Origin of the sequence: Streptomyces sp. YGL11-2, from assembly GCF_050054615.1 — a bacterium.
Taxonomy (GTDB): Bacteria; Actinomycetota; Actinomycetes; order Streptomycetales; family Streptomycetaceae; genus Streptomyces.
In genome coordinates this window covers 169,888-179,459 of sequence record NZ_JBNHIN010000016.1, presented here as the reverse complement: position 1 = coordinate 179,459, position 9,572 = coordinate 169,888, and the positions used below count along the sequence as shown (strand labels likewise).

Here is a 9,572-nt window from a genome sequence, read left to right as displayed (position 1 = left end):
AGAAACGTACCGCCGCCCCGGTTTCTCCCGGGGCGGCGGTCGTCGTCTGCGGGGCAGCAGCCTTCGCGGTCGGCGTGAGAGCGGCGCCGGACGGCGCCGGACGGGCATGCGAAGGCCCGGAGCGAATGGTTCATCGCTCCGGGCCCGTCGTGATGGTCAGCCGGCCGCTAGCGCGTCTCGCGCCGCAGGCCCGGCTTCAGCTCCTTGAGACGGCCCAGCAGGCCGTTGACGAAGGCCGGGGAGTCGTCCGTGGAGAACTCCTTGGCGAGCTGCACGGCCTCGTCGATCGCCACCGCGTCCGGCGTGCCGTCCACCCAGAGCAGTTCGTAGGCGCCGAGCCGCAGGATCGAGCGGTCGGCCGCCGGCATCCGGTCCAGGTCCCAGTCGACGGCGTAGGTGGAGATCAGCTCGTCGATGCGTGCGACATGCTCGGCGTAGCCCTCGACCAGCTCCAGGGTGTACTCGTTCACCGGCGGCTGCCGAGGATCGGTCCGGGCGTGACGCATCCAGTCCGCGAGCACGGACTGCACATCGGCACCGCGCTGGTCGGCCTCGAAGAGGATCTGGAAGGCGCGCTTACGGGCCTTGGTGCGAGCAGCCACGGTTAGCTGTTCACCCGGCCGAGGTAGTCGCCGGTACGGGTGTCGACCTTGATCTTCTCACCGGTGGTGATGAAGAGCGGGACCTGGATCGAGTAACCGGTCTCCAGCTCGGCGGGCTTGGTGCCGCCGGTGGAGCGGTCGCCCTGGACGCCCGGCTCGGTCTCCTTGATGACCAGCTCGACGGCGGCCGGCAGCTCGACGTAGAGCACCTGGCCCTCGTTTTGCGCGACGACGGCCTCGAAGCCCTCGATCAGGAAGTTGGCGGCGTCACCGACGGTCTTGCGGTCGATGTGCAGCTGGTCGTAGGTGTCCATGTCCATGAAGACGAAGTAGTCGCCGTCCATGTACGAGAACTGCATGCCGCGCTTGTCGACGGTCGCCGTCTCGACCTTGGTGCCGGCGTTGAAGGTCTTGTCCACCACCTTGCCGGAGAGCACGTTCTTGAGCTTGGTACGGACGAAGGCCGGGCCCTTACCGGGCTTGACGTGCTGGAACTCGACGACGGACCAGAGCTGGCCGCCTTCGAGCTTGAGCACCATGCCGTTCTTGAGGTCGTTCGTGGAAGCCACGGTTGCGGAATCTCCTGGACTACGGGTGGTGGAAACCTCGAAGCCGCGCGCAGTCAGCCCGTGGGCTCACAGGGCGAGCAGCTCCTTGGTCGTGATCGTGAGTAGCTCGGGTCCGCCGTCCGCCTCGGGGCGGACGACGAGGGTGTCGTCGATCCGGACACCCCCACGGCCCGGGATGTGAACCCCCGGCTCGACGGTGACCGGCACGCAAGCGTCCAGTTTACCCATGGCGGCAGGTGCCAACTGAGGGTCCTCGTCGATTTCGAGTCCCACGCCGTGCCCGGTCCACGGTCCGAGCCCCTCGCCGTGCCCCGCCGTCTCCAGCAGATGACGGGTCACCCGGTCCACCTCGCGGCACTCCACACCCGGCGCCAGCGCCTCCCGGCCCGCCTTCTGGGCAGCGAAGACCAGATCGTACAGCTCGATCTGCCAGTCCGCCGGGGTGGTGCCGATGACGAAGGTGCGGCCGATCTCGCAGCGGTAGCCGCGGTAGTTCGCGCCCAGGCCGACGGTCAGGAAGTCGCCCTCCTCCACCCTGCGGTCGGTGGGCAGGTGCCGGGCGCGGCCGGAGTTCGGGCCGGTCGCGACGGAGGTCGCGAAGGCCGGGCCGTCGGCGCCGTGGTCGACCAGGCGGCGCTCCAGTTCGAGCGCGAGATGCCGCTCGGTCCGGCCGACCAGGATCGACTCCAGGAGTTCGCCCAGGGCCTGGTCGCTGATCTCGGCGGCGATCCGCAGACAGGCGATCTCGTCGTCGTCCTTGACCAGCCGCTGCGCCTCGACGGCGCAGGCCAGATCGGTGAGCCGCATCTGCGGGGCGACCTGCGCGAGTGCCCGATGGCGGGTGACGGTGAGGTGGTGCTCCTCGACGGCGAGGGTGCGGACGCCCTGTTTGGCGGCCAGGTCGGCGGCGGCCACGACGGGATCGCCGCCGCGGCTGGGCAGCACCGAGATCCGTACGTCGTCGGAGGGGCGTCCTTCGGAGGGGTCGCCGCTCAGCGGTCTGCCGCAGAGCAGTACGTCATCGCCGGGGCCCAGCAGCAGCGCCGCACCGGGGGGCGTGCAACCGGTGAGATAGCGGACGTTCGCGGGGCGCGAGATCAGGGCGGCACAGCTTCCGGTTGCGGCGCAGCGGTCGCGCAGCCGCGTGCGTCGAACCGCGTACAACTCGGACATATCGCCAGCGTACGACCGCACTCCCCGGGCGGCCGTTCGAGACGGCCGCCCGGGGGACCGGGTACCGGCCGCGGACTACCAGCTGGGCGGGCTGGCGATGCTGCGGGCGACGACGTCGTCGAGCATCCCGGCGGTGGTGGCGACGTCGTGCTGGGAGTTGTCGATGATCGGCAGTCCGGAGCCGTACCAGCCGGCCATCCGGCCGTGGATCCGGGCCACCTCCTCGTCGGAGAGACGGCGGTTGCCGCTGCGCCGGGCGTTGCGCTCCAGGACGATCTCCAGCCCCGGGAGCAGCACGATCGGCAGCAGACCGGGGCCCACATGGCGCTTCCAGCCGCCGAGGCCGACGACCGGGCGGTCCGGGAAGACCGCGTCGTCGAGGATGCAGGAGATGCCGTTTGCAAGGAAGTTGCGGGCCGCGAAGCCGCAGGTGCGGCGGGCGAGGCGGTACTGCGCCTCGGAGTTGTCGTTCCAGCCCGACTGCGGATCGGCGAAACCGGACCGGACCCATTCACGGACGTCGTCCAGGCTGATGTGCGCGGTCGGCACCCGCCGGGTGTCGGCCCAGTGGCGCGCGACGCTGGTCTTGCCGGCGCCGGCCGGGCCGATCAGCAGCACCGCGACGGCGGCGTGCGCGGCGTCCGGTGCGGCGGTGCCGGCGGGCGGGCTGGGCAGCGGGACCGGGGCGCCCGGGGGCAGCTGGATATGGCCGGTGATGTCGGTGCTGTGCTGGGTGGGCGGGGCCTGGTGCGGTGCGGGGGCGGGCCAGCCCGGCCCGGGGGCGGCGTGCGCGGGCGGTGCGGGGGCCGGCGCGGGGGACGGCGGGGCGGGGGGCGGCGGACCCGCGGGGGCGGGCGGTGGGCCGGGCGGGAGGGGCTGCCCGTGGTGGGGTGTCCAGCTCATGGTGGCCCCGGGGGTGTGAAGCGGCCCGCGGGGCGGCGGCAGCGGGGCCCCCACTGCGTACTGCATCCGGTGGCTCTCCGTCTCGTGCGGTCGACGTGGTGCGGTGCGCGGCGCCGGGCGTGGCTGCCCGGTGCGCCGTGCGGTAACCGACCGGCCCGGAAGGGCCGTTGGTGCCCCACCGCTGGTGGTGGGTGGTGCTGCTGTGAACCGTACCTTCCCGGCGGCCGCCCGGAAGGGTCCCTACCCCCGGCTTCCGTCGAATGAACGGCCGAGGGCAGGGAGGATGCCCGAAGCGGGTGCGTCAGCCGGAGAGCTCCTCGGCCAGCGCGCGGAGCGCGAGCCGGTACGAACCGATACCGAAACCCGCGACGGTGCCGCTGGCGACGGCCGCGATGACCGAATTATGGCGGAATTCCTCGCGGGCGTACGGGTTCGAGATGTGCACCTCGATGAGCGGGGCGGTGCGCTGGGCGGCGGCGTCCCGCATCGCGTACGAATAGTGCGTGAAGGCACCGGGATTGATGATGACCGGAATCGATCCATCGGCGGCCTCGTGCAGCCAACGGACCATCTCGCCCTCGTCGTTGGTCTCCCGCACCTCGGCCTCGAAGCCCAGCTCCGCGCCGAGCCGGGCGCACTCGGCGACCAGTCCGGCGTAGGAGGTGGCGCCGTAGACGTCGGGCTCGCGGGAGCCCAGCCGGCCGAGATTGGGGCCGTTGAGGACCAGCACGCGGCGGCTCACCGGGCTCACGCCGCGATCTCGGCGTGCGCCGCGAGCAGCATGGCCGGGTCCGGGCCCTCCAGGACGGTCGGCTTGGCCAGGCCGTCCAGGACGATGAAGCGCAGCCGGTCGCCGCGGGACTTCTTGTCGACGCGCATGGTCTCCAGCAGCTTGGGCCACTGGTCGCCGCGGTAGGTCAGCGGCAGTCCGACGGAGGCCAGGACGGCGCGGTGCCGATCGGCGGTGGCGTCGTCCAACCGGCCCGCGATCCGGCCGAGTTCGGCGGCGAAGACCATGCCGACGGAGACCGCGGCGCCGTGCCGCCAGTTGTAGCGCTCGTTCTTCTCGATGGCGTGCGCCAGGGTGTGGCCGTAGTTGAGGATCTCGCGCAGACCGGACTCCTTGAGGTCCGCGGAGACCACCTCGGCCTTGACCCGGATCGCCCGCTCGATGAGCTCGGCGGTGTGCGGGCCGTCGGGGCGCTTGGCGCCTTCCGGGTCCGACTCGATCAGTTGGAGGATCGCCGGGTCGGCGATGAAGCCGGCCTTGATGACCTCGGCCAGTCCGGAGACGTAGTCGTTGACCGGCAGGGAGTCCAGTGCGGCCAGGTCGCAGAGGACCCCGGCCGGCGGGTGGAAGGCGCCGACGAGGTTCTTGCCCTCGGCGGTGTTGATGCCGGTCTTGCCGCCGACCGCCGCGTCCACCATGCCCAGGACGGTGGTCGGTACGGCGATCCAGCGCACCCCGCGCAGCCAGGTCGCGGCGACGAAGCCGGCCAGGTCGGTGGTGGCGCCGCCGCCGACGCCGACGATCACGTCGGTACGGGTGAAACCGGTCTGCCCGAGCGCCTTCCAGCAGTACGCGGCGACCTCGGCGGTCTTGGACTCCTCGGCGTTCGGCAGCTGGACGGCGATCGCGTCGTAGCCCTGGCCAGCCAGGTCCGCGCGCAGCGCCTCGCCCGTGGCGGCCAGCGCCTCGGGGTGCAGCACGGCTACGCGCTTGGCCGCGGTGCCGATCAGTCCGGGGAGTTCGCCCAGCAACTGCCGCCCGACGAGGACCTCGTACGGGTCGGTGCCGGCGGTACCGCCGACCTGGATGCGGGTGGCCTGCTCCGTCATGCCTGTTCCTCCCTGCCGGCGGGCGGCGCGGCATCCGCGGCCGGCCGTAGCTCCAAAGCGTCCACGATCGCGTCGGCGACGTCCTCGGGGGTGCGCTCCCCCGTGGCGATCACGGCGCGCGCGACCTCGGTGTACAGCGGGCGGCGCCGCTCCATCAGCTCGCGCCACTGCTTGCGCGGATTGACCGCGAGCAGCGGGCGCGGCGCGTCCAGCCCCACCCGCTTGACGGCGTCGGCCAGTTCGACGTCCAGGAAGACGACCGGCAGTCCGGTCAGCAGCTTCCGGGTGCCGTCGTCCATGATCGCGCCGCCGCCGAGCGAGAGCACTCCGGGATGGGCGCCCAGGGCCGTACGGACCGCCTCCCGCTCCAGCTCGCGGAAGTGCGGCTCGCCCTCGTCGATGAAGATCTCGGCGATCGGCTTGCCGGCGGTGGCGACGATGTCGGCGTCGGTGTCCCGGTAGCCGACGCCCAGCCGACCGGCCAGCAGCGCGCCCACGGTGGACTTGCCGGCCCCGGGTGGGCCGACCAGTACGACGACGGGCGCGGTCACTTGATCGCCAGGTTGTCGAGGTAGCTCTGGACGTTGCGGCGGGTCTCCGGCACGCTGTCGCCGCCGAACTTCTCCACCACCGCGTCCGCCAGCACCAGCGCCACCATCGCCTCGGCCACGATGCCGGCGGCCGGCACCGCGCAGACGTCGGAGCGCTGGTGGTGCGCCTTGGCCGCCTCGCCGGTGGCGACGTCGATCGTCGCCAGCGCCCGCGGCACCGTCGCGATCGGCTTCATCGCGGCGCGCACGCGCAGCAGTTCACCGGTGGTCAGCCCGCCCTCGGTGCCACCGGAGCGGCCCGAGGTGCGCTTGATGCCGTCTTCGGTGGCCACGATCTCGTCGTGTGCCTTCGAGCCGGGCACCCGCGCCAGCTCGAAGCCGTCGCCGACCTCGACGCCCTTGATGGCCTGGATGCCCATCAGGGCGGCGGCCAGCCGGGCGTCCAGCCGCCGGTCCCAGTGGACGTGCGAACCGAGGCCGACCGGCACGCCGTACGCCAGCACCTCGACCACGCCGCCGAGGGTGTCGCCGTCCTTGTGAGCCTGGTCGATCTCCGCGACCATCGCCTTGCTGGCGTCCGCGTCCAGGCAGCGCACCGGGTCGGCGTCCAGCTTCTCGACGTCGGAGGGCTTGGGGTAGACGCCGTACGGGGCCTTGGCGGCGGCCAGTTCGACGACATGCGAGACGATCTCGATGCCGGCCGTCTCCTTGAGGAAGGAGCGGGCGACCGCGCCCAGCGCGACCCGGGCCGCGGTCTCCCGGGCGGAGGCGCGCTCCAGGATCGGGCGGGCCTCGTCGAAGCCGTACTTCTGCATACCGGCGAGGTCGGCGTGGCCGGGGCGGGGGCGGGTCAGCGGGGCGTTGCGGGCCAGCTCGGCCAGTTCGTCCTCGTCGACCGGGTCGGCGGCCATCACCTGCTCCCACTTGGGCCACTCGGTGTTGCCGACCATGATCGCCACCGGGGAGCCCAGCGAGCGGCCGTGCCGCACCCCGCCCAGGAACGTGATCTCGTCCCGCTCGAACTTCATCCGGGCACCGCGGCCATAGCCCAGCCGTCGGCGGGCCAGCGCGTCCGCCACCAGCTCCGTGGTGATCGGGACCCCGGCCGGAAGGCCCTCCAGCGTTGCCACGAGTGCGGGGCCGTGCGACTCCCCCGCCGTCAGCCAGCGCAACCTGCTCAACGGTGCTCCTCAGTACTGCTCATCCGCGTACGGTCTTCCCCTGATCCTCCCACGCCGTGCGGGCCGGGCGGCGCGCCGTCCACGCTGCGGACCGGGCGCCGGGCGCCCGGGGCGGGACCGTGGATCAGCGGGCCGCGAGCGCCGCCTCGCCGGCCGCGCGCATCGCGACCAGCGGCGCCGGGGACCGGCCGGTCATCTGCTCGACCTGGAGGACGGCCTGGTGGACCAGCAGGTCCAGGCCGCCGACGACGGCGCCGCCGCGACCGCCCCAGGCGGTGGCCAGCGCCGTCGGCCAGGGCTCGTAGAGGACGTCGAAGAGCGTGCCGGGCCGGTCGGGGACCGCGGCGGCGAGCGCGTCGGTGCTGCCCGCGGGGGTGGTGGCGATGGTCAGCGGCGCTTCGAAGGCCGCGGCGGCGTCCGCCCAGGGGGCGGTGCGGACCGCGACACCGAGCCGCTCGCCCCAGCCGCGCATCTCTGCGGCGCGCGCCGCGCTGCGGACGTACGCGGTGACCTCGCCGGTGCAGATGCGGGAGAGCGCGGCGAGCGCGGAGGAGGCGGTGGCGCCGGCGCCCAGGACGGCGGCCCGCTCGACCGTGTCGACGCCGCGCTCGCACAGCGCGGCGAGCATGCCGGGGATGTCGGTGTTGTCGCCGAGGCGGCGCCCGTCGGGGGCGAACACGACGGTGTTGACCGCCTCGACGGAGGCCGCGGTGGGGGTGATCTCGTCGAGCAGCGGGATCACCGCGCGCTTGAGCGGCATGGTCAGCGACAGGCCCGCCCACTCGGGGCCGAGCTTTTCCAGGAAGCCGGGGAGCGCGGCCTCGTCGACCTCGTGGCGGCCGTACTCCCAGCCCGTCAGCCCGAGTGCGTCGTAGGCGGCGCGGTGCAGCACCGGCGAGAGGGAGTGCGCGATGGGCGATCCGAGGACCGCCGCCTTCTTGTTGTCGGACACGGCCTTGCCTTCAGTTCCCGTTCTGCTTCTTCTTCTCTTGCTGCCGCTTGTTGAATTCCTGGACCAGCTTCTCATGGTCCTTGTAATTCGTGGTGAATTCCGTCGTCTTGCCGTCCACCGAAATGAAGTAGAGCCACTTATCGGAATTATCCGGATTGATCGTCGCCTTGAGCGCATCGGCACCGGGATTTCCGATGGGGCCGGGCGGCAGCCCCTTGTAGAAGTAGGTGTTGTACGGGTCGTTGTAGTGCCGGATTTCCTCGGTACTGATATTGATCTTGCTCTGGTTCTTCAGGTAGTTGAAGGTCGAGTCGAATTCCAGCCGCTGGAACGTATCCCTATTGGTCGGAGCCAGCCGGTTGTAGACGACGGCGGCCATCTTCCGGAAGTCATCGTGCGTCATGCCTTCGGCCTGGGTGAGGCTGGCGACGGTGATGAGCTGGAGCGGAGACGTCAGATGGAATTTCTGGGCATTCGCTTCGAGATCGTACTTCTGGTATTCCTGGGTGGCCCGCCCCACCATTTCCTTGAGGACGTCCGCGGGCTTCGCGTTGTCGCCCACGCTGTACGTCGACGGATAGAGGAAGCCCTCCAGCGGGTCCTTTATCTTCGGGGAGTCGTCGGCCCACGACGGCAGCCCCAGATTCTTTGCCTGGCTCTTGGCGACTTCCTTGGTGGTGCCCGCCTTGAGCTTGAGCTTTTTGTCGATCATTTCGTAGACCGCGGAGGCGCGCAGACCCTCGCGGATCGTGAGGCCGTTACGGCTCTTGGGGTCCAGCATCAGATCGATGGCGGCCGCCGCGGACATCTGCTTGCGCAGCGAATACGTACCGGGCTGGAGGCTCCGCGACGCCTTGTTGTTGTCGGCCGCCTCGGTGAACGCCCCGGCGCTCTTGATCACATCATCCTTGGCGAGGATCGCGCCCATCTCGGACAGCGGCACCCCGTCCGGGATCACCACCTGCACCTCGCCGGTGCCCTCGCCCGTGTAGTCGGGGGCCGAGCCGAAGTGCCGCATGATGAAGTCGCGGCCGAAGTAGCCGACCGTGCCCACGACACCGCCCAAGGCCAGGATCACGACCAGGCAGGCGGTGCCGCTGCGCCGCTTGTTCTTCTTGCCGCGGCGCTCCCGGCCGGACTGTTCCTCGTCCTCCCGGTCGAGGTCGCCAGGCCCGTCGTCCGGGTCGTCGGCGAAGAACGAGTCCCCCGGCCCCCGCTCGGCCGGCTCCGGCTCGGCCCGCCAGTCGTCCCCGACAGCGGCCGGGTCGTCGTAGTGCGGCTCGCCCTGCTGCGGATGCTGCGGACCGTACTCCTGGGTGTGCCCGTCGGGATGCTGCGGATGTGGCACCTGGCCGTACTGCTGCTGGGCGTGCGGCGGCACCGCCTGCTGCGCGGGCAGTTGCTGGGTCTCCTGGAACGGGTAGCCGTCCTGGCCGCCGTAGTACTCGTGGCCTCCCTGGGCCGCGTACGGATCGGCCGGCGGATGCTGCGGGTGCTGCCCGTAGGGGTCGTACGGGTCGTACGGCTGCCGGCCGGCCTGCGGTGCGCCGGTCCAGCCGCCGTGACCCGGGTCGTACTGCTGCTGGGGGTGCTGCGGATGCTGCTGGGGGTGCGGGTGCTGCTGGGGATACCCGGCGGGCTGCTGCCCGTTCCACTGAGGCTGCTGCGCCTGGCCTCCGTAGGGACCCTGGTCTCCGTAGAGCGGGTCCTCGGGATGCCACGGTTCGGAGCCGTAGCCCCGGCCATACTCGGTCATCGATCCCCTAGAGCCGAGAGGCGGGGCGCCCCTGGCCGGCAGCGCC

At 71.7% G+C, this 9,572-nt stretch carries 10 protein-coding genes; all 10 read right to left on the bottom strand.

All coding sequences use genetic code 11. From position 1 onward, the window contains the following. Positions 1-167 precede the first annotated feature (167 nt). Entirely contained in the window at positions 168-602 is a 435-nt protein-coding gene (nusB, locus tag ACO1BR_RS20320; protein ID WP_159504841.1) for a transcription antitermination factor NusB, read from the bottom strand. Between the two features lie 2 nt (positions 603-604). Beyond that, entirely contained in the window at positions 605-1,171 is a 567-nt protein-coding gene (gene efp / locus ACO1BR_RS20315) for an elongation factor P (RefSeq protein ID WP_426796478.1), read from the bottom strand. 66 nt (positions 1,172-1,237) lie between these two features. After that, on the bottom strand, positions 1,238-2,344 hold the full coding sequence (locus ACO1BR_RS20310; protein WP_426796477.1) for an aminopeptidase P family protein: 1,107 nt from the start codon (positions 2,342-2,344) through the stop codon (positions 1,238-1,240). 75 nt (positions 2,345-2,419) lie between these two features. Further along, positions 2,420-3,313, bottom strand: coding sequence for a Pro-rich N-terminal domain-containing protein (locus tag ACO1BR_RS20305; protein WP_426796476.1), 894 nt, complete (start codon positions 3,311-3,313; stop codon positions 2,420-2,422). Between the two features lie 235 nt (positions 3,314-3,548). Beyond that, a complete protein-coding gene (gene aroQ / locus ACO1BR_RS20300) occupies positions 3,549-3,989 on the bottom strand; it encodes a type II 3-dehydroquinate dehydratase (RefSeq protein ID WP_159509930.1) in 441 nt (146 codons plus the stop codon). 5 nt (positions 3,990-3,994) lie between these two features. Next, on the bottom strand, positions 3,995-5,086 hold the full coding sequence (aroB, locus tag ACO1BR_RS20295; RefSeq protein WP_426796475.1) for a 3-dehydroquinate synthase: 1,092 nt from the start codon (positions 5,084-5,086) through the stop codon (positions 3,995-3,997). Further along, a complete protein-coding gene (locus ACO1BR_RS20290; protein ID WP_426796474.1) occupies positions 5,083-5,637 on the bottom strand; it encodes a shikimate kinase in 555 nt (184 codons plus the stop codon). Before ACO1BR_RS20290 ends, aroB begins: the two co-directional genes overlap by 4 nt. Next, positions 5,634-6,818: a chorismate synthase gene (aroC, locus tag ACO1BR_RS20285; protein ID WP_426796473.1), complete on the bottom strand. Its 1,185-nt coding sequence runs from the start codon at positions 6,816-6,818 to the stop codon at positions 5,634-5,636. Before aroC ends, ACO1BR_RS20290 begins: the two co-directional genes overlap by 4 nt. Before the next feature lie 124 nt (positions 6,819-6,942). Then, complete coding sequence (locus tag ACO1BR_RS20280; protein WP_426796472.1) at positions 6,943-7,770, bottom strand: shikimate dehydrogenase; 828 nt, start codon at positions 7,768-7,770, stop codon at positions 6,943-6,945. Between the two features lie 10 nt (positions 7,771-7,780). Next, positions 7,781-9,526: an endolytic transglycosylase MltG gene (gene mltG, locus ACO1BR_RS20275; protein WP_426796471.1), complete on the bottom strand. Its 1,746-nt coding sequence runs from the start codon at positions 9,524-9,526 to the stop codon at positions 7,781-7,783. Positions 9,527-9,572: the final 46 nt, after the last annotated feature.